Source organism: Desulfovibrio sp. An276, assembly GCF_002159665.1.
Taxonomy (GTDB): Bacteria; Desulfobacterota; Desulfovibrionia; order Desulfovibrionales; family Desulfovibrionaceae; genus Desulfovibrio; species Desulfovibrio faecigallinarum.
On record NZ_NFJC01000011.1, the window covers coordinates 35214 to 57251 of the forward strand.

18 protein-coding genes and 1 riboswitch are annotated in these 22038 nt (G+C 56.0%); of the genes, 3 read left to right on the forward strand and 15 right to left on the reverse strand.

Going from position 1 to position 22038, the window contains the following annotated elements:
* Positions 1 to 66: 66 nt before the first annotated feature.
* The 14 genes from B5F76_RS06340 to B5F76_RS15330 all read right to left on the reverse strand — a co-directional run bounded on the left by B5F76_RS06340 (position 67) and on the right by B5F76_RS15330 (position 17048).
* The gene (locus tag B5F76_RS06340) at positions 67 to 2136 is read right to left on the reverse strand and encodes a cobyrinate a,c-diamide synthase (protein ID WP_162608723.1); all 2070 of its coding nucleotides are present in this window, start codon (positions 2134 to 2136) and stop codon (positions 67 to 69) included.
* Positions 2129 to 4783 (reverse strand): precorrin-4 C(11)-methyltransferase, encoded by a 2655-nt coding sequence (gene cobM / locus B5F76_RS06345; RefSeq protein ID WP_087352454.1) that lies wholly within the window; start codon positions 4781 to 4783, stop codon positions 2129 to 2131. The genes B5F76_RS06340 and cobM overlap by 8 nt, the downstream gene beginning before the upstream one ends.
* A 32-nt stretch (positions 4784 to 4815) precedes the next feature.
* On the reverse strand, positions 4816 to 6096 hold the full coding sequence (gene cbiT / locus B5F76_RS06350) for a precorrin-6Y C5,15-methyltransferase (decarboxylating) subunit CbiT (RefSeq protein WP_087352456.1): 1281 nt from the start codon (positions 6094 to 6096) through the stop codon (positions 4816 to 4818).
* A gap of 81 nt (positions 6097 to 6177) precedes the next feature.
* Positions 6178 to 7497 carry a cobalt-precorrin-5B (C(1))-methyltransferase CbiD gene (cbiD, locus tag B5F76_RS06355; protein WP_087352458.1) on the reverse strand — a complete coding sequence of 440 codons (1320 nt, stop codon included), beginning with the start codon at positions 7495 to 7497 and terminating at the stop codon, positions 6178 to 6180.
* A 5-nt stretch (positions 7498 to 7502) separates the two neighbouring features.
* Entirely contained in the window at positions 7503 to 8192 is a 690-nt protein-coding gene (locus B5F76_RS06360; protein ID WP_239406976.1) for a precorrin-8X methylmutase, read from the reverse strand.
* A gap of 57 nt (positions 8193 to 8249) precedes the next feature.
* Positions 8250 to 9500, reverse strand: coding sequence for a hypothetical protein (locus B5F76_RS06365; protein ID WP_087352460.1), 1251 nt, complete (start codon positions 9498 to 9500; stop codon positions 8250 to 8252).
* 55 nt (positions 9501 to 9555) lie between these two features.
* Positions 9556 to 10260 (reverse strand): precorrin-2 C(20)-methyltransferase, encoded by a 705-nt coding sequence (gene cobI / locus B5F76_RS06370; RefSeq protein ID WP_087352462.1) that lies wholly within the window; start codon positions 10258 to 10260, stop codon positions 9556 to 9558.
* A 233-nt stretch (positions 10261 to 10493) separates the two neighbouring features.
* The gene (locus tag B5F76_RS06375; protein WP_087352464.1) at positions 10494 to 11381 is read right to left on the reverse strand and encodes a sirohydrochlorin cobaltochelatase; all 888 of its coding nucleotides are present in this window, start codon (positions 11379 to 11381) and stop codon (positions 10494 to 10496) included.
* A 133-nt stretch (positions 11382 to 11514) separates the two neighbouring features.
* A riboswitch (cobalamin riboswitch) is annotated at positions 11515 to 11708 on the reverse strand.
* A gap of 592 nt (positions 11709 to 12300) precedes the next feature.
* Positions 12301 to 13731 carry a helix-turn-helix transcriptional regulator gene (locus B5F76_RS06380; protein WP_162608724.1) on the reverse strand — a complete coding sequence of 477 codons (1431 nt, stop codon included), beginning with the start codon at positions 13729 to 13731 and terminating at the stop codon, positions 12301 to 12303.
* A gap of 229 nt (positions 13732 to 13960) precedes the next feature.
* Positions 13961 to 14785, reverse strand: coding sequence for a DUF169 domain-containing protein (locus B5F76_RS06385; protein ID WP_087352468.1), 825 nt, complete (start codon positions 14783 to 14785; stop codon positions 13961 to 13963).
* A 74-nt stretch (positions 14786 to 14859) separates the two neighbouring features.
* Positions 14860 to 15483 carry a DUF4125 family protein gene (locus B5F76_RS06390; protein WP_087352470.1) on the reverse strand — a complete coding sequence of 208 codons (624 nt, stop codon included), beginning with the start codon at positions 15481 to 15483 and terminating at the stop codon, positions 14860 to 14862.
* The gene (locus B5F76_RS06395; protein WP_087352472.1) at positions 15476 to 16288 is read right to left on the reverse strand and encodes a tetratricopeptide repeat protein; all 813 of its coding nucleotides are present in this window, start codon (positions 16286 to 16288) and stop codon (positions 15476 to 15478) included. Before B5F76_RS06395 ends, B5F76_RS06390 begins: the two co-directional genes overlap by 8 nt.
* Before the next feature lie 234 nt (positions 16289 to 16522).
* Complete coding sequence (locus B5F76_RS06400; RefSeq protein WP_087352474.1) at positions 16523 to 16819, reverse strand: ErpA-related iron-sulfur cluster insertion protein; 297 nt, start codon at positions 16817 to 16819, stop codon at positions 16523 to 16525.
* A 73-nt stretch (positions 16820 to 16892) separates the two neighbouring features.
* On the reverse strand, positions 16893 to 17048 hold the full coding sequence (locus tag B5F76_RS15330; RefSeq protein ID WP_239406977.1) for a hypothetical protein: 156 nt from the start codon (positions 17046 to 17048) through the stop codon (positions 16893 to 16895).
* An 18-nt stretch (positions 17049 to 17066) separates the two neighbouring features.
* Between B5F76_RS15330 and B5F76_RS15335 the strand changes: the two genes are divergently transcribed.
* Positions 17067 to 17222, forward strand: a complete 156-nt coding sequence (locus B5F76_RS15335) for a hypothetical protein (protein WP_239406978.1) — start codon at positions 17067 to 17069, stop codon at positions 17220 to 17222.
* 96 nt (positions 17223 to 17318) lie between these two features.
* On the opposite strand, the gene B5F76_RS06405 is transcribed toward B5F76_RS15335, so the two are convergent.
* The gene (locus B5F76_RS06405; protein ID WP_087352476.1) at positions 17319 to 19721 is read right to left on the reverse strand and encodes a glycyl radical protein; all 2403 of its coding nucleotides are present in this window, start codon (positions 19719 to 19721) and stop codon (positions 17319 to 17321) included.
* A 674-nt stretch (positions 19722 to 20395) separates the two neighbouring features.
* Between B5F76_RS06405 and B5F76_RS06410 the strand changes: the two genes are divergently transcribed.
* Positions 20396 to 21292: a glycyl-radical enzyme activating protein gene (locus tag B5F76_RS06410; RefSeq protein WP_087352478.1), complete on the forward strand. Its 897-nt coding sequence runs from the start codon at positions 20396 to 20398 to the stop codon at positions 21290 to 21292.
* Between the two features lie 147 nt (positions 21293 to 21439).
* The gene (locus B5F76_RS06415) at positions 21440 to 21964 is read left to right on the forward strand and encodes a C-GCAxxG-C-C family protein (RefSeq protein ID WP_162608726.1); all 525 of its coding nucleotides are present in this window, start codon (positions 21440 to 21442) and stop codon (positions 21962 to 21964) included.
* Positions 21965 to 22038 lie beyond the last annotated feature (74 nt).

Here is a 22038-nt window from a genome sequence, read left to right on the forward strand (position 1 = left end):
CACCAGCGAGATTCTTAGGACGTGCAGGACAGGGGAAAGAGGGAAAAGGGACGTGTGCCCCTGGTTTCAGACTGAAAGAATATGCCGTTGCGCAAGGAGCTGCATCAGCTCCTGACACAATTGCAGGGGATTTTCCTCTTGGGAGGACAGCTGCGTGGTGCCAGCCAGAGGCAGGCGGTTGTTCTTCTGGGCTCGGGCCTGCACCAGGGCGTGTTCTGTTGCCGCGGGCCTATCCGTGCGGTTGATTTCCCTGAGTATCAGGGTTTCCTCTGCGCAGGAGAGCTCTACGGGGATGACAGAAGTCTCGCCCAGAGTCGCGCGCAAGTCCTCGATCCAGTCCCTGCGTCCGCACAGGACATGATCGCAGATCACAAGGCTGCTTGATTTGGCAGCCTCCTTAAGCAGGCAATGGTAGCTGTGCGCGCTCCACATGCCCTGCTTCTCTGCCTCTTCCAGCGTGAAACAGGCGTGATTGTCCCTGCGGAAGCTGGCCAGAAGGCCGTCCAGGCTAATCAGGACATGATCGATATTGCGCGTGCCAAGCTCCCTGGCCAAGGCCCTGCCAAGGCTGGTTTTGCCGACACTGGAAGGCCCCGTGAGCACAATGACATGTCCGCCTGAGGGCCGGGCCTGCTTTCCGGTTTTTTCCCGGGACAGGGCCAAGGGCGCAGATTCCTCCAGTCCCTGCCCGGGAGCCTGATCGGTCTTGTGCCTGCCATTGAGAAAGGCAAGCGAGGGAAAGTAGGCGTGTAAATAGCTTGCCTGTACATTGTTGCAGGGGCCTGTGAGCACACCGGCAGTCACAGCTTCTCCCTTGCGGTCTGTCATGCTGTAGAGCGGGGGAAGGTTTCCTGAAAGCTCCATGCCGGACCAGTGGAACTCGTGTCCGCGCACAACGCGTCCATCGGGCGAGAAGGCATCCAGTCCGAAGGGCAGAGGCGTAAGGAAGGTCGCTTCCCTGTAGCCCAGAGAGTGCAGACTTGTGCCCATGCGGGCAAGGCCATCGACAACACCTGCCAGGGGGAAGATATCTCCCTCGGGTGTTTCCAGGGCTTTTGCAAGGTACATGTATCCGCCACATTCCGCGTATATGGGGAGCCCCTCTTGGGCAGCCTTGTGTATCTGGGAACACATGCCTTTGTTTGCGGAAAGGTCTCTTGCAAAGACCTCGGGGTAGCCGCCGCCAAGGTAGAGTGCCTCGGCGGCAGGCAAATCCCTGTCACGCATGGGCGAGAAAAAGATCAGTTCCCAACCAAGCTTTTGGAAAAGCCTGAAGTTTTCCTCGTAGTAGAAGCAGAAGGCCTCGTCCCTTGCTATGGCAAGGCGCCCCGGAGATGTTTTGAGCAGGGGAGAGGATGCCGTTGCTGCCTCTTTTTGTACGTCCGCGCACTGTGTTGCCGATTGTTGCAGTGAAGGACTTCCATCATCGGGCTGGGGCAGGCCTTGCAGATAGTCGACAAAGGCCTGCACGTCCTTTTGGGGGAGTGCCTCGCCCAGTCTTTGCAGGGTCGCGGCAAAGGAAGAGACCTCCTCTGCCGGCACAAGACCAAGCTGCCTTGACGGAAGAGCCAAATCGTCGTTTCGCTGCAGGCTGAGCAGCAGTGGGGGAAGGTTGTTGTGTTCAAGACTGCCTTGCAACACCCTGCGGTGCGAGTCCGAGCCTGTACAGGTGGCAATGACACCGGCAAGGCGCACGCTCTCTGCCGCGCAGGCTCTGGTGAAGCCGTCGACAAGGGGGGCAATGGATCTGGCAAGCCCCCTTGCCCTGACCACAAGCACAACTGGAAGCCCGAGCACTCGGGCCACATCCAGGGTGCTGCCGGCAAGGGATTCGGGATCTCTGCCGTCCAAAAGCCCCATGACTCCCTCGATCAGGACAATGTCTGCGCCTTCGGCCTGCCTTTGAAAGACATTGCGTACGCCTTCCTCGCCCATAAGCCAGGTATCAAGGTTGAGGCAGGGATGGCCGCAGGCCTGGCTCATGAAGGTGGGATCAACATAGTCCGGTCCGCATTTGCAGCCGTGCACAGTGTAGCCAAGACGCCCAAGCGCAACGGCAAGTGCCAGAGAGGCTGTTGTCTTGCCGCCGCCGGAATGCGGGGCGGCAAGCACAAACGCGAGCGGTGTTCTAGGCATGAGCCGTGTTCTCCCTGGCGGTCCCGGCCTGGTCAGCAAGCTTGTCGGCATACTTGTCCGCATAGCCACGGGTTTCAAACAGGTAGCCGTCAACGTACTGTGTCCGCCTGCCGCCTATGATAAGCAGTGTTGACATATCGACCCTGTCTTCGGGCAGATCCTTCAGATGGCCAACCCAGACACTCTGTTCCGGTCTGCCTGCGTGGCGCACCATGGCGCACCACGTGTCGCCGCCACGCTTTTGCATTGCAATGACGAGTGCTTCGTGCAGCAATTCGCGGCGCTTGCGGCCGGCAGGGTTGTAGAGAGCAACGGACAATTCGCTTGAAAGTGTTGCAGCAAGGTTGCTGCGCACTTCCTCTGCCGGAACAAGCTGATCCGAGAGACTGAGAAGAATGGCGCCATTTTGCAATGGAGCGCCAAGGCTTGCCGCGGCAAGCAGGGCAGCCGAAACACCGGGCAGCACCCGGACAGGCACCCCGGAAAATTCCTCAAGCATTGTGCGCATCTCCAGCACCAGACCTGCCATGGCCAAAAGGCCTGGGTCGCCGCTGCACACAAGGCAGACATTTTTGCCGGCCTTTGCCAGTTCCAGCGCCTTGCGGCAGCGTTCTATTTCGCTGCGCATGCCGCTTTGCACAAATTCCTTGTGCACACCGGCCCTTTCCAGCAGGGGACGGACAAAGTCGGTGTAGGCAGTGTAGCCCACAATGACGTCTGCGCGAAGCAAAGCCTCGTGCACTTCGGGCGTGATGCTCTCGGGCTGTCCGGACCCAAGTCCTGCCACAACCACAATACCCCTGTGCGAGGCTTGAGAGGCATTGTGTCCTATGCGTGCCAGGGCAAAGGTCATGACCCTTTCCCTTGTTTCCCTGGGGATTTCCAGTGTGCCGCTGCTGCCGACACTGCGGGCTGCCGCAAGGGCGGCAGCCTCGCTGACCGAAGGCGTGCCCATATACTTTGCCACAGTGGAGGATGTGGTTACGACACCTTCGGTTGCGGCCAGCTCATCGCTTTCAAAGCCCATGAAGGGACAGTCGAGCTTGTCTGCAAGGGCCTGCACGGAAAGCTCGCTGCCCTTGGAAGTGAGGCTTGCCACTGCGGTCACGCGTCCGGGGGCAATGTTGTGCGCCGCAAGGAAGTTCATGGCTTCCCTTGTGAAAACCTTGGGATCCAGGCCATTGTGGCAGCCTACACCCAGCACAAGGCAGCGCGAGGTGATGACAAGAGCGTGGCTTTTCTCTGGTGCAGGCACATCCCAGTACACCCTGATACGGACAGGGTCGGCTGGAGCCGACTCGCCAGCACACAGGCGGACATTGTCCGTCTGTGACCAGTATTTTTTCCAGATTCCTTCCGGGCCGTGGAAATCTATTGCCCTTCCTTCCAAAAGGCCCCTGTTGCAGGGCATGATGGCAGAGGTGTCCAGAATACGGGCTCCTTCCCTGGCTGCAGCTTCATCGAAGGCAACAAGGCCGCCCCCATCTGTTGCAGTGCTCACTACTGCCTGCCCACCGGTGATGCGGGCAACTCGTCTGGCAAGCCTGTTGGCGCCACCGAGATGGCCGCTGCACAGGCTGACGGCAAAGCGGCCGCGATCGTCAATGCTTACAAGGGCCGGATCCGTTGCCTTGCTGGTCAGAAGCGGCGCTGCAAGGCGCATGGCAATGCCGGTTGCGCCTACGCAGACAATGCCCGCGTATTTGCCCCAGCAGTCGGCAAGCCTTGTGCCCGCAGGCATGAGTCTTGCCTGATCGCCAAGCCCCTGCCGCAATTCCTCTGCCTTGATGCGCCCCTGGGAAGAGTAGGCCAGAATGGCCACAGATCCCGTGAAGCTCTCGTCTTCCAGGGTGTTGCGGTAGCCGTGCGAGAAGGGAGCCGCATAGAGAAGGGATTTTGTGTCGTTGGCATCTGCCAGAGCCTGACCGACAAGCAGCAATGCCTGACGCTGGATGCCGGCCGCCTCGGCCTGAGCCGCTATGTCTTGAAGTGTACCACGCAGGATGCGCTGATCGTCCCAGCTGGCCCTGCTGACTATGGCACAGGGCGTATCGGGCGCAAGGCCGCCTTCTTCCCGCAGTTCGCGGGTGAGCTCCCCAAAGTGCGCGGAGCTTAAGTAGAACACAAGGCTTGCTCCTGTCTTGGCAAAGGCTGCCGGACACTGGGATTCTGGCAGGGGTGTTCTGCCTCTGGAGCGCGTGAAGACAAGGCTCTGGGTGACATTGGGCACCGTATACTCGAGCGCCAGGGCTGCGGCTGCAGCAAAGGCGCTGGTCACACCGGGAATGACCTCGCAGCTCACGCCTGCTCTTTCCAGTCCCTGGATCTGTTCGCGAATGGCACCGTACAGCGAGGGATCGCCGGAATGCAGGCGCACCACATTCAGACCTTCCCTGGCAGCCCTTGTCATGACATCGACCTGTTCCTCAAGATTCATGTGCGAGGAATCTTCGAAGCGGCAGCTCTTTTTGCAGGGTGCGAGAAGTTCGGGATTGACCAGGGAGCCTGCGTAGACCACGAGATCTGCGTTGTCCAGAGCGCGGCGGCCGCGCAGTGTGATAAGGTCCGGGGCTCCCGGGCCTGCGCCTGCAAAGACGACTTTCGGGGCCTGGGAGGAAGAACAAGACTGGGATGCGTGAGTGGGCATGAGCAAAACCTCTGGGGATGGAGCTTGAGGGCTTAGACTCTGGGACGAAACGAGAAAATGTGTATACGGTTCAGGGGTGCAAGATGGGAGTATCTGCCGGCAATCATGTCCGTGCGCACGGCAATGTCCAGGGAAAGGGCTTCCTCGCAGACGCCGCCGGTGTACTGGGTCAGCAGGGCAACGGTTTCCATGGTGATGGCGGTAACCACCAGACTGGCGTCCGGGTCTGCGGCATCAAGACGCGCCAGCGCCTGATCCAGGATGTACTGCAAATCCTTGCCTCCGCCACCCACGAAGATGCGGGCAGGGTCTGGCAGGTTCGGCATGGCATCGAGGATGTTTCCTTCGTGCAATGTGAGGTTGGGGACGCCAAGGCGCTCGGCATTGGCCCTGATATTGGCGCAGCGATCAGGAAACTGTTCGACCGCGTGCACAGCAAGATCCTGTTGCAGCAGGGCAGCCTCCAGACCTACAGAGCCAGAACCGGCACCCAGATCCCAGAGTACACCGAAGCTTGGCAGACGCAGGCAGGAAAGAACCACCGGACGGACATAGCGGTTGGTCAGACAGTGGTTTTCAAAGTGAAAGTGTTCGTCTGCAAGCCCCAGTGGCAAGGAAACCTGTTGTGCGCCATGGGGCAGCAGCACCAGAATGCTGGTGGGCCCCATCTGGCAGTCGCAGGCCTCCTGCAGGGTACAAAGGACAATGCGCTCGTCCTTTGTGTCGATATTTTCTGCAACTATGCAGGAGCGTGATCCGGATCGGGGATCCGCGTTGCACAGTCTGCGGGCAATGAGCGGAGCAGTGAGGGGGAGGCCCGCATAGATGATGGCGGTTTTGGCCTGCAGTATGCGCAGAGGCTGGATGTCCTTGTGGTGCGCACTGAAAAGCTGTGCCTCGCTCCAGACTATGCCTGCCTTGTGGCACAGACTCTGAAATGCTGTGATTCCCGGGTGGAAGTTGAGTGCAAAGGGAAGGTCGTCCCTTTGCTTGTCCGGAAAGGTCTTGGAAAGGAGATCCAGAAGTGTGCTGCCGAGTCCATGGTAGAGGGCATCGCCCGTGGAAAGGAGAGCAACATGGGATCCTTGGGCTGCCAGTTCCATGGCGAACTGCAGAGCCTTGCGCGGCGAGGGGGCGAGATTGTGGCAAACAGCATTTGTGTCGCCAAGGGCGCTCAGCAGCTTGTCCGACGCAAAGACATGGTCGCTCTTTTGACAGGCGTCGAGCACGTGGCGGGAAACTTTGGTGCCACAGGAATAGACGTCCAGAGTGCCTTTGGCATGGGATTGGCAAAAAACGGGTGTTTGGGGCATAGGGTATCCGGATGGGAATGGGATGACGGCAATGGAGGCTGGAAATAGAACCTTGAGTGGTGTTTGCTGACAGACAGGATATCAGTCCTGGAGCAGGGAGGAAAAGCGGGTGTCGGGAAAAAAGTGTTCGGGCGTCCCGTTGAAGTCAGTAAGAAGAATGGCAAAGGCAGGAGGGGTTCTTGTATCTGAGGCAGCCGCAAGAGCCGCGAAATTCTGCAGGGAGGCTTTGGCAAGACTGGTGAAGAGTCTTGTCTGCTCCTCCCTTGAGAAGAAGGGCAGCATGGCGCGCATGCTGGGGAGATCTGCCAGCTCCCTTTCCAGATTTTGGCGTTCCGGAAAAAGGTTCACAATGGCCTTGAGCAGCAGCTCCATTGCCTGGGCGACCTTGTGTGCGTGCGTATTGTCGTATCCTGCGGCGTATTTCAAAAGCTTGCCCGGCATGCAGCAGACAATGACGCGTTCCATGCGGCATTTACTTGCCTCACGCAGGCTGTCGCCCAGAAAATCGGCTATGGACACAAAACATTCTGCAGGAAGATCTGCAGGAACGGCCTTCATGCCGGAGTTGGCAACCCACTGCCTTGCTGCGGCCATGGTCCTGGTCCCTGTGCACAGGAAGGCAGTCTTGGCAAGCTTGGCTGCACAGCGCAGGGCAAGGCGCACACTGGCAATATAGGCTTCATGACTGAAGGGGCGCACAAGTCCTGTAGTGCCCAGAAGGGAGAGTCCACCCTTGACGCCAAGAGTCTTGTTGAGGGTCCTGGAAGCCAGGGACTCGCCGTCGGGAATGGCGATTTCCGCAATCCAGGTTCCCCCGGACAAGCCTGCACGTTCAAGATTGGCAGCTATCATGCGCACAACACCCGGGTTGATGGCCCAGTGCCCTTTTGCGCAGTCAAGACCGTCCAGGGTGACAAGGCCCACACCGCACAGGGCGTGCAGGTATATGTCAGCTTCCCCCACGCGACAGAGCACATCTTTTGAATCGATGGCCTCGTTGGGCATTGCGCGACGAAGGCGGGCGGCAATGAGGATGCCGTGGGTGCAGTCCGGATCGTCTCCTCCGTTTTTGCGAATGACACTGAAGCCGGGAAACTCTGCCATTTCAGGGCCAAGGGGCAGGGATCGCACCCTGCCATCCCCAAAGAGCAGGGAAACTGAACTGGCCCGCTGATCCGGGGAAAGTCCCAGGGCTCCTGTGTCGTTCATTGAAAGCAACGAGGCCACAAGTGCTCCGGCAGCGCAGGCGCCGGTCGTATAGCCCCAGCGCAGAAGATCTGTTCTGGGCTGGGGCGTACCATCCCAGTACTCCCAGACGTCAGGGACAGGAGCCAGTCCCCTGTGCCCGTCGGCGGCTGATTCGGCGCTCTGCAGCGTTGGTGAAGCATCCTGCTTTTGCATGGTATCTAGTCCCTGAGTGCGATTTCGATGAGTGCATGCACTGTGGCAACAGCCAGGGGAGAGCCTCCACGCCGACCTTCCAGTACAATGTGTGGCGTCTGGCACAATGCCAAAAGTTCTTTGGATTCGCAGACATTGACGAAACCTACTGGCATGCCGACGATGAGTGCCGGCTCGACTGCGCCTTCGAAAATGAAGCGCACAAGTTGCGCCAGCGCCAGAGGTGCGTTGCCTATCAGCACGATTGCTCCGTTCAATTCATCCAGGTCTCTTGCCTTTTCCATGGCACACAGGGCACGGGTACGGCCTGTCTGCCTGGCTTTTTCCGCAACGTCCGTATCGGCAATGTGGCAGACGATGCTCTCCCTGGAGTAGGAGGCATTGCAGCGTGCAAGTTTGGGCACGGAAAGACCTGCCTGAATCATGCGCGAATCGCTCAGGATGCGTGCGCCGCTTTTCAGGGCCTGCACGCCCTTTGCGATGGCATCGTTGCGGAAGGCCAGGAGTGGGGCAATGCCGGTGTCTGCCGTAGTGTGTATGAGCCTGCGAGCCACAAACCAGCACTCGGGCGACATGGAGCGCTTCACATCTGCGCATTCTTCCTCGATGCGTCGAAAACTCTCCTTTTCGACTGCGATGCCGGGCAAGTCCCAGCTGATGCGGGCAAGCGCCTGTTCCATCTGTGGAGAAAGCATGTGTTTCGGTTGGGAAGAGGATAGGGACATAATTTTTTCGCTCGTTGGTTTTGTTCGTTAGGCAATGTTTATCTGCATCCAGACCATGAGCAATATGGCTGCCGTCACCACAATGATGAAGCGGGCCAGCTGCATGCCAAGGACAATGATGAGAGCTGTGCGCATCGGGAAAATGGCTAGGGCAGTCGGCAGGTTGCGACGAAGGGTGCGGATGGGGCTGCTGGCAGCGCTGGAGATGAGCATTGCAAGCAGCACCTGGGGGCCGGTGATGAGGTTTTCGGCCAATAGGCCAGCGGAAACAGTGGCTGACTGGATAAGACCGCCTATCTGGGCAGCCATGATGGTCAAAAGCTGTTCCGGAATGAACTGGCTGACAATCTGGGGCATCATCTGATCCCAGAAATCCAGGGCGCCAGAACGGATAATCCATTCCATGGCCAGAATCATGGGCACGGAGACGCAGGAAAGACGGAAGAGGAGGGACAGGGCCCGGAGGATACCCTTGTGCAGGGTCTTGTTCCAGGGAAGGGGAGTATGTGAGCCGCCGGCCAGCTGAAGGGATGCGGGAGAAGTGTCCTGCAGCATCCCTTCCTTTTTGGCAACAATCAGTCTGTGCCACAAAAGCACGCCGAAGGCAGTGAGTGCTCCTCCTCCGAGCTGAATGAGAAAGTAGACGACGCCAGGCAGACCTATGGCTGCAATGACTGGGTACATGACACGCAAGGAATGGGAGAGGTGGGAGAAAAAGCTGTTGAGCATACCGCCCGCTATAAGGGCGGTATTGGAAATTTCTCCCCTTCCGTGGCTGGCAACAAGCATGCTGTCCGCAGCGGCAGAGGAGGCAAAGGCCGTGGGCATGGCTATGCCAACTATGTTGGGCAGGCGGGCAGCACGGGCAATACGGCCAAGAGAGTTGGTGAAAACCCTGTACCAGCAGCGTCCTTCGATGACTGTGCCAAGCAGCGCGCCTACGCCAACAAAGAAGAACAGCTTGCCAAAGATTCTGGCACGGTGCTCAAGCCTTGAGAGAGCAGTCTGCTCCTTTTTGGGGCTGTGCATGGCACTTTTGGCCTGCTGAAGATGCGCATCGCTGGTTTGCAGGGAAGGGGAGGCCTTTACTGTCTGTGTCTGGACAGTTGCTCTGGCAGGAGGCCTGTAATTGGGCATATTGACGGTCAGCCATCCCGAAAGCAGCAGGGCTATCACGAACCACACGCAATAGTACGGGTTCTTCCATGGCAGTTTGCGCTCGCCATGACGCCTGCGCGGGCGTACCTGTTCCTTGGAAAGAGTGAGAGCTGCTTGCATGGGCGAACCTCTTGCACTGAAAGCGGTTGGCAATGTCCGTCAGGGGACAACGAGGCTATTTTTTTGTCTTGATCATCATGAGTGAAAGATAGGTGTCGGGTCGTTTTTCAATGTCATCCAGGGAGGAGGAGACGAATTCGCCTTCCTGGGTCAGCTTTTCGCCGTAGACAACCTCGATGTCCTTTTCCCTGCGCAGCCTGGCAAGCAGAGCGTTTCTGCTGCGATAGGTCTTGAGCAGAACATGTGTGGTGTCGGGTTCAAGCACAATCTTTTCGGCCATGTCTTCTGTAAAGGACGGGATGATACGCAGATTCTGCCTGTTTTCTACCAAAACCTCGCCGGCTTTTGCCGCAAGGGTACTCCAGGAAGTGATACCTGGAACAATTTCAATGCTGAGTCCGGGTATTGCCTTGCGCAGCAGGGGCAACACGTAGCCAAAGGTGGAGTAGGAGAGAGCATCGCCCAGGGTGGTGAAGACGCAGGAGTGTCCCTGTTTCAGTTCTGCTGCGATGGTGTCCGCGTTATCCTGGACCTGTTGGCGGCGTTTTTCCCTGTCTTTGGACATACTGAAGACCAGGCGCACTATGCGGCCTCTGGGCTGCAGCGGTTTCACAATATTTTCGGAAACGCTGTCCTGGACATTGGCAGAGACCACAGTGAAGATAACATCACAGGACCGCAGGATGCGTGCTGCCTTGAGAGTCAGAAGTTCCGGATCTCCCGGGCCAAGGCCAATTCCATAAAAAACGCCTGGTTGCATGAAGGTCTCTCCTAAAGAATGGTGTAAAGGGTGACGTATGAAACGAATCCGGGATTTGTTTTCCGGCTTTGGCTCTATGCCAGGAAGGCGCCTGACAGGAAATGATTGCATATGGGGTGGTGCCTGTTGGTGATGGTGCGTTTTGCATGTGTTGCTCAGCCAAAAGGCACCACTCCCTGCGCTGTATCCGCACAACGCGGATACCCTGGAGAAGGCAATACTCCTTTCAGAGCCTAGTCGTCTGTCTTTTTGGGATTGGCAAGGTCATCCCTGGTGTCCCTTGTATGGCGCAGAAAAACCTTCTGAATGCCGTCAAGAGACCCCAGTCCCGTCAACTGGGCTTCAACCTGCATGCCGGCGGCCTTGAGCTGGGAAGCCCAGGAGTCCGGCTCGGGTCCTGCAAGATCGTTGATGGCATGATCTCCTGCCACGATCATGAAGGGCTGAAGGTACACTTTTGTGACATTGCGCTTTTTGAGCTCGGGAATAATGCTGTCAAAGGTATTGGAGCCCTCGACTGCGGCCAGGAAGACCAGGGGATCTCTCTGATTGAAGGCTGTCGCTACCTGGGCAATGGCCAAATCGCCCGGGCCTCTGTTGTTGCCATGGCCCATGAGCACGACAGCTTCATTTGACTTGCGTTCTTTCGGAAAGCTGGCAAAAATCGCGTCCATGACATCCTGCAGGTCCTGGCCGGATTCCAGCAGGGGCGCTCCCAGCCAGACATGGTCGAAACGGTTGGGGAATCTGCTCAGATCCCGCACCAGCATGCGCTGAGTCATGGCGTATTCTTCCGCTCCGGTAACATGGAGGCTCTGAACACGCAGGTCGACAATGCCCAGTCTTGCACATTCGTCCAGAGCCTGCTTGACCGACAGGACCCTGCTTCCCTGCTTGTTCAGTTTTTTGCGAATAATGTCTGATGTGTACGCCCAGACTATGGGCTTGTCCGGATAGGCTTTCCGGTAGGCCTTGTCTATGCTCTGCAGCGCCGGTTCGGCTGATTCCATGGTGGTGCCAAAGGCTACGAGCAGGATGCCGCTTGCGGATGCTGCCTGTACTGCAGCGGCACAGCACAGGATGAGGAGGGTAGAAACAAGGAGTGAAGCAAGATGTCTCATGGAAACTCTCCAAAAAAAATGAAGGGAACATGAGGCACCCGCAGGTGAAAACGCGATGCGCTTTCTTGGCTACAGTAGTCTACGTACGGCTAAAGTCGACGAAGGTGCAGCGGCCCAGAAACCCGTGGGTGCAGCCAGCAAGGGCGATCAGGTCGGTCTTCCGACTTCCGGGTCTGTCTTCACCAGCGTCTTCCCACTGTTCTTGGATGAACGGCAGTGACATGGTGCTGGTGTCGTCACCGGTTACGGCGGCGGGTCCGTGCCGGTCTTGCACCGGCTTCCCAAGGCAGCCCAAATGCTGCCTGAACCTGACCACTCCGAGACAGGAAGAAAAACTTCTTCCCTGAGTAGAACTCCCGCAAGGGAATTCTACTGAAAACCTATTTCAAGATTTGTACCATTTTCACAAACAACGGTGCCAAGCTTGTGTAATCCATAAAAAATCACAAAGTTCAACTCCGAACACGGAAGAGGGAAGTCGAGTTCTCTCTACAGGAAGTGGCACAGAGTGTGCCACATTTTGCTGGCAAAAGAAAGGTGATCATAAAATATTGTGTAATTACAAATAGTTGAGAAAATTTTGCGAGACAAAGTGTGTCAAAAGGAAGTGTTCTGTTTTCATGACACGTCGTACAGCAGTGAATGGCTTGGCGTACAGATTGTCCGCATTTGTATACATTGTTAGCATGTTCTCTTTTTCACAAAAGAACGCAAGGCCCCGGATATGAGGAACCCTGTCTTGCCAAAAGGCCGGAGTGCCTCATATCGGGGAACAGGTTTTGGGAAGAGGGAGGCTGAGTCTTAGACAGTCTAGTACTCCGATTTTGAGATTCGTTAACAGCCAAAGGATGCTAAAAATCCAATTTTCCCTTCCCTATAGGGAGTTTTTGACTAGTTAACGAACTTTCAGAACGCTATACTAGTAGACAGTCTTGTGCACGCTGTAGCCCTGCGCGGCAAGCAGTTTGCGAGCATCGGCAATGGTAAAGTTTTTCCACTCGGTATGGGCTTCTTCGCTGTCTCTTGGCACTGCACCGGTCTCGACAACAACGACATTGGCACCCCACGCAAGCGCCTGGGGCACAGGAGGATGCACGCAGATCCAGGGCATTTTCAATCCACCGCACAAGCGGGTGACAGCGGCAACCTGTGCCAGGCGCTTGTCTGGCAGGGTGGGACTTTTTTCAAAGGGAGTGCCTGGCACGTTGTTGCGAGCCATAACGCCGCACACGCCTGCTCCCGCGGCCTGGGCGGCCATGAAGCAGGCTGCAATTTCCTCGTTGCTGTGTTCGATGCCCAAGGGCTCAACCAGATGTGCCAGCACGAGTCCGGCCCTTGGAATACGAGCCAGCGCCTTGCGGCGTTTTTCCGCTACAAAGGGCGTGTCCCTGCCCTCGCCAAGCCTCAGGGCGTGGTAGATCCCCTGCACACCGGTTTCCTTGAGCGATGTCAGGGCATCAAGAGAGAGCTGGCTCGTGTTGGCAACCAGAATGCAGCCCTCTGGCAGCATGGTACTGACCTGGCGCATAAGCACACGCAGTCTTTCTTCTCCGTAGTGCTCCGTAGTGCGCAAAATAATCCAGGCAGCTCCATCGTCCACAAAATGCTTGACTTCCTTTACTATTTCTTCCTGAGACCATTCATGTGGTCTGGTAATGACTCCCCATTTGTCACCAAAGGCGCAGAAGGAACAGTTCATGGTACAGGGCACGCAGTCGACGCCAATGGCGGCCCATATGGTGGCGGCATTGCCGCTGACACGGGTAGCCACATCCCTGGCCTGACGTCCCAATTCGGCTGCTTCTGCAGAATCGGGATCAACTGCCAAAAGTCGCAGAATGTCCTCTTTGCGAGCCGGGAGCCCTGCCAGACCTCTTTTTTTTACTGTTTGCACAAATGCCGCAAAGTCCGGATCACAGGAGTTTCGACAGCTGCAGGCAGGCGCCGGGGCCATGTTCAGCCGGATTACCTTTTCTGGAGCACTGCACTTTCCCGTTTCCCGGATGAAGGCAATGACACTTTCCAGGTGCTCTACAGAGCTTGCAAGCGAGCTTTGCCAGCGTTCAATGCACTGCATGCCAAGTTCTGTCACGGAATAGATTTTTCTGGATGGCCCTATGGCGCTGTTTTCTGTTTTTGTAGCAAGTACGCCGCTGCGCTCCATTTCGCGCAGCTTGCGATAGATACCCGTGACATCTGGCGTTCCTCCGGAAAAAAGGTTCAGATCGGACATTGTCTGAATCAGGCTGTAGCCATACATGGGTTCCCTTGCCAGCAAAGCCAGCAGAATAGGCTGAACATAACGGGGCAGATTCGCGCCGGTGCAGGGACAAGAGTCAAGCTTGGACATAGGGCCTCCGGTTCCCATATGAACGGGTAAAGTGATGACTGCAGGAAATGAAAAGGGAAAGAGACAGACACACCTGGCGTACCTGTCTAATGGATATGCACCAATAGAGAAGTGAAAAAAAAGCCCTGCGCAAGGATATGTATCCGAAGAAGGTGTGCGGCAGGGCCCAAAGAAGGAGACTGCTTCCTCATGCTAATCCAGGTTGGAGAGGAGGGACAGAAATGCAGCTTCACGTTTGGCTTTTGTCCGCTTGTTTTGTCTTGGGACAATTCGAGCAGGATGTGCCTTTTTTGAAAATGATAAGCGGACAGTTCTTGCAGATGTCACTGCCGGGGAAGCAGTCTCCCGGACGGGTGATGGAAGACGAGGCAGTGTGCACACGGGTAGCAAGTCGTTTGACAACGGCTTCGATACGCGCGCCGGGAATAAAGACGTTGCTTTCCCCGCGTTCGGTTTTGCCTGCGTTGTAGGAACCGGAGCAGGGGGTGCAGAAGTTGAAGGCCGTGTTTTGCCAGCTCCAGATGCTGCCGCCACAGGCGGATGAACTCATCAAAAGCTGTGTCGGCAGGGGATGTGTATTCGTTGCCGCCATGTAGTCGCAGGCAAGGTGGTAGGCCTGCATGGAATCGCAGTACATGTGCACAACAGATGGCGGAAGGACAGCCTTTCCCAGTGGACCGACGGCAACGGCAAGCACGCTGTTTGCTGGCAGACGCGGCTTGCTTTCAAGAAAGCGTATGGTCTGCTCTCTGTCAGTGCAGTATTTCAGGTGCGAGGCTATTTCCTGCTCGTCTATTTTCTGCCATCCAAAGCCAATGCGGGCACTCGAACAGGCAAGTTTTTCCGCTGTGCCGAGCACGTTTTTGCCCTGCATGCGTGCGGCTATTTCCCACTGGCAGAAGGTGAGTGGTTTGACTGGTTCGAGAAACTCGTTGTTCCTTTTGTAGTTTTCGACTTCTTCTGGCGTGCAGAGGAAGGTTACTGCTATCGGGTGATGGTAAAGCCTCAGTTCCTCATACAGCAGTGCATCCATTTCTGCGTAGGAAAAGGTCATGAAAGACTCCGGCGTTCGGTTTTCTGGAGAAAATATGGCTCACCTCACGTTGGGGACTGGCCGAGCAAAGCTGCCTACACCATTTTTTTCTGATACTCTTCAGCTTCTTCAAGGCTCGAGAAGCCGCACTGCTGTACTTGGGCAAGCAGTGTGGCCATGGCATCGTTTCGCCCCTGTTTTTTGTGCTGCATTGTATCCTCGTGTACAAGAGCAATGGTGGCAGGAGAGTAGGTCTTGAGTTCGGCACGCATGTAGGTCTCAAGAGAAGGCATGCCCATCCTGTCTCCCGTGGAACGTGCGGCACGTCCAAGTGTTCCAAGTACAGGGTATTTGCTGTTCAGCTCTTCCTTCCAGAGTACATGCTGGGTAACAATGTCTTCAATCAGCTGCATGCTTGCCGGGGAGACTGTGGGCAGCTGGTCCGCAATGCCTGCGAATTCGTCCGGAAAGGTTGATTCCATCATGAAGCCGTATTTTTCGCTCATGAGGTTGCGGCGATCCTGCTGTGCCTTGACAAGATCGGCAAGATAGCTGGCCAGCGTGTCGTCCCCCCAGATGGAAAACTGGCTCTTGCGCATGATGACAAAGTCTTCCCTATCATTCTGGCAGCTGGCCTTGCCACCTGTGTTGTGCACATTGGAAAACATGTCCCATTCAATGCCAATGATGTCCTGGACAAGTTGCGTACGGCTAGACATTGTTGTCTCCTCCGCTCAGATGTTTGCGGCATTCGTCCATATACTGGAGAAAGGTTGCCCTGTCCGGTCTGGCTTCATCTCCGCACTGTTCCAGTATGCGCAAAGCCTGGGCAAGGCGCTCGCTGGCAACAGACCAGTTTTCCTGCTTTGTCTCGGCTATTCCTACGGCACCACAGGCAAGTGCTGTGTCGAGACGTTCTCCCAAAAGCTCCAGCTTGATTTCCAGTGCATCAGTATGGAAGTCAGTCCCCTCGCGGTGTTCGCCACACAGGTTGCGCAGGACACCAAGGGCATCAAGACACATGGCGACCTGAAGAGAATTGCGGCCATGCAGTTCGGTCCAGGCATCCATGGCCTGACGGACCAGATCCTCCGATTCTGCCAGACGTTCGGAGGCCTGCGCACCACCAGCCAGAAAGAATGCTGCCGTTGCTGTCTGATCGTGATTTTTCCCGTAGAGGCTTTCAAGGGTTTTCAGGGCACTGCGTCCTACTTCCATGCCCGTGTCCATGCTGCCCATGGCAAAGAGGGCACGGGACAACATGACCATGACCCTGGCTGTGAAGGGATGCTGCATGCCGACGGAAGCATAGAGAATTTCCCAGGACCTCTGCAAAGAGGCTGCGGCCTTGCTGGCTTTGCCTGCAAGAAATTCGCAGGTGCCGAGCCCAAAGAGACTGTTGGCGCGCTCTTCGTCCGTCAAATGCTCCATGGCGCAGAGATCTGCGTATATGGCGGCAGCTTCCTCGGGGTGCTCCGAAGACATGAGTTCCTCTGCCTTGTTGAGAAGCTGTGATGCGTCCATTTTGTGTCAGCGATGGATGTCTGGCACAAGGCCAGAAAACGCTGTCCTCCTTAGCTTGCCGGAATGTCGGGTATGCCCTGACGCTCGTTGGCACTGTTTTTTCTCGCGTGTAGGCCTTGCCTCTGAATCGGCAAGGCCTGATAGGACAGCCGGGAGAGACGACTGCCACTTTTCACATGGCCCATGACAGAAAAAGGGTCTGCCGGGTTTCCCCGGCAGACCGGAGCAGCCAGATTAGCCCAGAGCACGAACTGCGGGCATTCCCTTGTCCGTGTCTGTGTAGATTTCATAGGAGGAACCGTAGGAGTCAATGACGTCCTCTGAAATGACGAAGGGCAGACCGTCAACCTGCAGCTGCTGATCTTCGTCCTCGACTTCGTCAATGCCTACCAGAAGTTCCATGTGGCTTTTGCAGCCACCGCCTACCTTTGTTTCCTTGATACGGAAGACTGCGTCTTCATCGTTTTCGCTGGCCAGGATCTGCCTGAACTTTTCCACAATGGCGGGATCAACAATCTTGATGGAAACCATGAGTGCTCCTTGAAGAATGGTTGGATGTTCATGATCCCCGGCCAGCGACAAATTTATGTTACTGGCTTGGGAATCAGTTTAATGCTCGAACGCCAGGAATGTTATGCTCTTTGTCAGTATAAATTTCGAAAGTTTCGCCGTAGGAATCTATAACATCATTGGAGACCACAAAGGGCAGTCCTTCTACCTTGATGTAGACTTCTTCATCGGGATCTTCTGCTTCATCCAAGCTTACACGAAGCTCGAGATGGCTTTTTCATCCACCTCCTACCTTGACTTCCTTTATACGAAAGAGAGCCTCATCATTGTCTTCTTCCTCGAAGAGAGCCTTGAATCTCTCGACGATTTCAGGTTCTATACCGATCTTGAGCATAGATATCTCCTGGTGGAGTTTTCCACCTGAGGTTTGAAGTTACGAACGAACGATTGCGGGAAATTTCAGGGAAAAAACCCGCAATCGTTGCCAGAAGGAAAGAATGCTACTCAGAAAGAGCAGGGTTTAATTGTATTCGGTACGCTTGATGATTTCGTCCTGCACACCCTTGTACAGACGGGTGAAGTAGGAGGAGAAGCCAGCCACGCGCACAACCAGATCCTTGTAGTTCTGCGGCTTGACCTGGGCATCCTTGAGGGTTTCGGAAGAAACGCAGTTGAACTGGATATGGCCGCCCCCAAGGTCGAAGTAGGTCTTGACAAGATTGAGCAGCATGCGCGTTCCCTTGGGGCCTTCGAGAGCCTCGGGCAGGAACTTCATGTTCATGTGGTTGCAGTTGTTCCGGACTGTATCAATGGCCTGGGCAGCGGACTTGATGAGAGCCGTGCTGCCATGGGTATCTGTGCCGGGCATTGCAGACACGCTGGCGTCGGTCAGGGCAACGCCCTTTCTGCGGCCGTTGGGCAGCGCACCTGTCATGGGTGCGAAGTAGTTGTGGTAGGACAGGGAGAAGGGATCCATGTGTGCTTCGTAGCCGAAGTAGTCCGGGCCGTGAGAGCGATAGGTGCGCTCGACGTCACGGAAGAAGCGGCGGGTCAGCTGGTCAACATCCTCGATGTCGTTGCCGTGCTTGGGTGCCTCGTAGCACATCTTTTCGATGTCTTCGTGGCCCTCGAAGTTGGCGGCCAGGGCTTCCTTGAGCATATCCCAGGTCAGCTTCTTGGTGTCGTAGATGAGGTACTTGATGGCGTAGAGGGAGTTGACAGCGTCAATACCGGTAGCAGTGATGCACAGGGACTGGGAGTACTTGGGACCGCCGGCTTCCTCGCACAGGCCGGATTCGATGCAGCCGTCAAGCAGGCAGGAGCGGAAGATGTTGGGAACAATCTGTTCGCGGGTACTGTTGCCGAGATCGCTTATCTTGCGCTGGGCGTCATAGGCGTGATCCATGTGCTGCAGCAGGGCCTGGTAGACTTCCTCAAAGGTATCGCATTCTTCGACAGGCTTCACTTCGGGGAAGACCTGCTTGCGGGTATGCGGATCGTAGCCATTGTACATGGTGAATTCCACAAGCTTGGCCAGATTTGGCTGACCTTCGAAGGTCACGTAGGAGCCGCAACCCTGCATGCCTGTGCCCACGCAGCCGAAGATGACGGGCTTGGTGCGGGCTTCGTCCAGGGTGATGCCACGAGAGGCGAAGCGAACCAGGGAGCGGGCCACTGCTGCGTCCATGTTCATGAACTGGGGCTGACCGGAGCCGCCGCGCACAACGTCCACAGCCTTTTCGAGGTATTCGGGCTTCATCTTCGGAGTGTAGAAGAGGGCCAGGGTGGGCTGGATGTTGTGCATGGCGATCTGGGTATCCATCAGCAGCATTTCCAGATCGTTGGAAGCGTCGTCACCATCGGCAGTGTAGCCACCAAGGGAGATGGTCTGGCCGGTGTGGCCGGAGAAGGCCTTGGCGTAGGCATCGCCCTGGTAGACCGCGATTTCAAGATGCTTCACCCACTGGCACTTCAGCAGGGAGAGGACCTGTTCCTTGGTCAGGGTGCCTTCGTCAATGTCCTTCTTGTAGAAGGGATACATGTACTGGCCGTAGCGACCAAGAGAGTGACCGCAGCCACACTGCTCGATTTCGATGCAGCAGTGGGTGAACCAGAAGGACTGCACGGCTTCACGGAAGTTGCGGGCAGGATACTCGGGAACACGGCGGCAGACTTCGGCGATTTCCAGAAGCTCGGCCTTCATCTTGGGATCCGTTTCCTTGGCGGCCGTTTCTTCGGCCAGATCGGCGTAACGGTGGGCGTAGGTGATGACCGCATTCAGAGCAATCTTGCAGGCACGGTAGAATTCTATCTTGGTCCAGTTGGTGGCGTGCTTGGGCAGGGCCTTGTAGGCAGCGTCAACTTCCTCCAGAATGCCGCGCAGACCCTTGTTGAGGACCGTAGGATAGTTGGCAACGCCGGAACCCGTAGAGTTGTCGTTCACAGGGTAGATCCAGCCGCACTTTACGAGCAGTTCGGCATTGCCGCCATACAGTTCCTTGTAGAGCTTGTTGGCGCGATCGTAGGTAGTCTTGCCCTTCCAGGTCTTGTAGACCTGCTTCAGAATGGCCTTGGTCTCGTCGGAGAAGCGGACTTCACCGAGAGAGGACAGAGCGAGCTTTTCGGAATCCAGGTCGTCCTTGATCCAGTTGCACTGCCATTCGGGGTAGGCATAGATCATGGCCATGCCGCCTGCCAGGCTGCCGACAATGGGATTGCCGTCAAGGTAAATCTTCTTGTTGGTCAGGACCTTCTCGAAGAGGCGGGCGCGGGTGATGAATACGCTTTCGCCCTTGCACTCGTCGTAGGTTTCGGCAAGGAACTTCAGACGCTCCGGATCCATCTTCTGATCGGTATCTAGAAGGGCCTGCTTCTGGGTGTTGATGCGTTCGTCCAGGGTTTCCCAGTTGATTGCGTAAGCCATATTGGTCTCCATATGTATAATATAGGGTCGGATGCTATGCTGCGAATTTGCCATTGTGGACGTATGGCAGCTTGTCTTGTCTGGTAAGTTGCAAGAAGCTTGCCAATCCGGGAACAGTTTAATAACCAATTGAAAATAACTATTATTTACGAAAAATGGGAATTTTCCAGAGTTTTTGCTTGTCTCTGAGCTGTTTTTGGGGAGACAAAATGTGTCAAATCAGACAAAATGTGTTGATTTGGTGACAATATTTCTGTCTTTTCTGTGCGACGTTCTCTGACCAACCAGCGAAAATAACGAGCAAAGTTTTTGTTTGGCAGCACAGATAGGATACTTTTTCACAAATGGGTCCCCGTTTGTCCCGTGCATTTTGCCTGATGGAAGGGAACAGGCGAGGGTGGATGATGCGCTGTTTTTGGGGCTGTTTTTGTCCTTGTCGCATACCGGAAAGTACAAGGCAGGATTACAGGGCATGATGCACATGTTTGCCTGAGTTTTTTGGGAGAAGGGGAAGAGTACTTCCAAAAGGCGCCAGCCATTTGCCTCTGGCTGCCTCAGGATGACATTCTGCGGTTGCAGAAGGCGCTCTCAAAACAGGTACGCAAATTGCATGATACCCTAAAAAGACCGGTCAGCACCTGCAGCCGGCACACGAAGATGGAAAAGGAGCACCCATGAAAGGAATCGTCTACAATATTCAGCGCATGTCCACCAAGGACGGCCCGGGTCTGCGCACCACTGTTTTTCTCAAGGGCTGTCCCCTGCACTGCCCCTGGTGCAGCAATCCCGAATCCCAGAGCTTCAAGCCCCAGCTCATGGTGTTCACCAATCTGTGTGTCGCGTGTGGCGCCTGTGCCGCGATCTGTCCCAACGGCGCTGTCGAGCAGGATGAAGACGGCAAGTACAACAGGGATCTTGCAAAGTGTACCAACTGTGGCGAATGCGCCAAGGTGTGTCCTTCCAAGGCGCGCGAAATGTCCGGCGAGTACATGACTGTGGAAGAAGTCATGAAGGTGGTTGATTCCGACAGTCTGTTCTACAACAATTCCGACGGTGGCGTGACCTTTGGCGGAGGCGAGCCAACCGCAGCCGGGGATTTTTTGCTGGAACTTCTGGATGCCTCCATCAGGCGCGGCTACCATATCTGCCTTGATACCTGTGGTGTCTGTTCGCATGAAATGTTTGCCAAGGTGTTGCCCAGAGTGGATATGTTCCTCTTTGACTGCAAGCACATGGATCCCGAGGAACACAAGCGTCTGACCGGACGTGACAACAAGATTATTCTGGAGAATCTGGCAACGGCCCTGAATTCAAAAAAGGATGTGCACATCAGAATTCCGCTTATGCCGGGCATCAACGATACGGAGAAGAACATTGCTGCCATGGCGGAATTTCTGCATGCCCACGGCAAATACGAGGTTGATGTGCTGCCCTGTCACACGTTTGGGCTGAGCAAGTACGGGGCACTCAAGCTGCCCGCTCCCACCATGGTGCCCTACAAGCCGGAAGAGCTTTCCGCAGCCCTCGAACGCTTTGCCAAAAACAATCTCAAGGTGGAACTTATCAAATAGATGCATTGCACAGAGAAACATGCCACGTAGTCGGGAGAACTCCTCACCCGCAGGCCGCTCTGGATGCGAAAGGCTTGTCCCTCGTAACCGGAGCGGCCCATGGCGTTGCAAAAGGTGGGGCTGTGCCGGCAGCGTGAAGGAGGAAGTATGCTGTACATAGAGGATAACAAGCTTGTGCTACGCGAAGAGAATGTCGCGATCCCGGATCACTTTGCCACAGTTTTGCATGGCAGAGCGGAGAAAATGTACAAGTCCGGCAGATTTCGCTGTGCCGAGGCTGTGGTGCGCTCCTTTATAGATGTTACGGACCAGAAGCAGCTGCGCCCCCTGGTAGCCATGGCTTCCGGCTTTGGCGTGGGCATGGAGAATTCCAGAAGTCTCTGCGGTGCCCTTGCCGGTGGTGTCCTTGTGCTGGGCATGCTGTTCGGACGGGACAAGCCTGGAGATGCGAAAGTCGATCGCTGCCAGAAACTGGCAGGGGAACTGCACGATGTCTTTGTCAAAAAGCATGGCAGTGCCATCTGCTGTGCTCTTGTGGAAGGTTTGGCAGACGGAAGCCCGGAGCGTGAGGAACGTTGCGCTCTGTATTGTGCGGACGCGGCTGCCATGTTGGGGACCATAGTGGAGCGCGAATGGTTTTCCGGCGCCTGCTGTCAGATAGGAGGTCATTAGGAAGCGGACCCCTTCGGGGGGTATACGGGAGGGGCGTGCCTGGCTGCGGAGCCTTGTGCGCCAGAATGCCAATG

Coding starts and splice junctions, on each gene's coding strand:
- B5F76_RS06365 (WP_087352460.1), bottom strand. CDS start 9,500: ATGCAAGCAGCTCTCACTCTTTCCAAGGAACAGGTACGCCCGCGCAGG.
- cbiD (WP_087352458.1), bottom strand. CDS start 7,497: ATGCAAAAGCAGGATGCTTCACCAACGCTGCAGAGCGCCGAATCAGCC.
- B5F76_RS06380 (WP_162608724.1), bottom strand. CDS start 13,731: ATGTCCAAGCTTGACTCTTGTCCCTGCACCGGCGCGAATCTGCCCCGT.
- B5F76_RS06390 (WP_087352470.1), bottom strand. CDS start 15,483: ATGTCTAGCCGTACGCAACTTGTCCAGGACATCATTGGCATTGAATGG.
- B5F76_RS06415 (WP_162608726.1), top strand. CDS start 21,440: ATGCTGTACATAGAGGATAACAAGCTTGTGCTACGCGAAGAGAATGTC.
- B5F76_RS06375 (WP_087352464.1), bottom strand. CDS start 11,381: ATGAGACATCTTGCTTCACTCCTTGTTTCTACCCTCCTCATCCTGTGC.
- B5F76_RS06395 (WP_087352472.1), bottom strand. CDS start 16,288: ATGGACGCATCACAGCTTCTCAACAAGGCAGAGGAACTCATGTCTTCG.
- B5F76_RS06360 (WP_239406976.1), bottom strand. CDS start 8,192: ATGCTTTCTCCACAGATGGAACAGGCGCTTGCCCGCATCAGCTGGGAC.
- B5F76_RS06400 (WP_087352474.1), bottom strand. CDS start 16,819: ATGGTTTCCATCAAGATTGTTGATCCCGCCATTGTGGAAAAGTTCAGG.
- B5F76_RS06385 (WP_087352468.1), bottom strand. CDS start 14,785: ATGACCTTTTCCTACGCAGAAATGGATGCACTGCTGTATGAGGAACTG.
- B5F76_RS06340 (WP_162608723.1), bottom strand. CDS start 2,136: ATGCCTAGAACACCGCTCGCGTTTGTGCTTGCCGCCCCGCATTCCGGC.
- cobI (WP_087352462.1), bottom strand. CDS start 10,260: ATGCAACCAGGCGTTTTTTATGGAATTGGCCTTGGCCCGGGAGATCCG.
- B5F76_RS15335 (WP_239406978.1), top strand. CDS start 17,067: ATGGCTTTTTCATCCACCTCCTACCTTGACTTCCTTTATACGAAAGAG.
- cbiT (WP_087352456.1), bottom strand. CDS start 6,096: ATGCCCCAAACACCCGTTTTTTGCCAATCCCATGCCAAAGGCACTCTG.
- cobM (WP_087352454.1), bottom strand. CDS start 4,783: ATGCCCACTCACGCATCCCAGTCTTGTTCTTCCTCCCAGGCCCCGAAA.
- B5F76_RS06405 (WP_087352476.1), bottom strand. CDS start 19,721: ATGGCTTACGCAATCAACTGGGAAACCCTGGACGAACGCATCAACACC.
- B5F76_RS06410 (WP_087352478.1), top strand. CDS start 20,396: ATGAAAGGAATCGTCTACAATATTCAGCGCATGTCCACCAAGGACGGC.